The following is a 529-nucleotide window of genomic DNA, read 5'->3' on the forward strand; positions in this document are numbered from 1 at the left end:
CAGATGCAGACCATGATGGACCACTGGGAAAGGCTGGTTCCCAATCCTGCCTTTGACATGGCCTATAAATGGGCCTCGCAGAACGGCGAAACCTCGCTTGGCAACACTCCGTCAATGCAATCCTTTTTCCTGCAGCACAACACCAGCACCACGACCCCGCCTCCAACCGACAACCCGCCTCCTACCGACAACCCGCCTCCAACCAACAACCCGCCTCCTGCCGACAACCCACCACCTACCGACAACCCACCTCCGACTACCGATAAACTCGACGGCACCAGCGGAGCCGATGTTCTTCGGGCAACCGGTGCCCACACAATGGCCGGCCATGGCGGCAATGACGATTACTATGTCGACAATGCCGGCGACAAAGTGGTCGAGTCCGCTGGCCAGGGTCAAGACAGGGTGTGGACCTCTGTGGGCTATGCGCTCTCGGCCGGCTCGTCGATTGAAGTCCTTGGCACCACGAAGGATGCCGGCACCACGGCAATCAACCTGACCGGCAACGAATTGGCCCAAACCATCCAGG

General features: G+C 59.9%; 1 pseudogene. It reads left to right on the plus strand.

The annotated features are described in order from the left end of the window. Positions 1 to 12 precede the first annotated feature (12 nt). Positions 13 to 529, plus strand: a pseudogene (locus E5W87_RS35565) (calcium-binding protein); the annotation flags it as partial.

Origin of the sequence: Mesorhizobium sp., from assembly GCF_004962925.1 — a bacterium.
Taxonomy (GTDB): Bacteria; Pseudomonadota; Alphaproteobacteria; order Rhizobiales; family Rhizobiaceae; genus Mesorhizobium.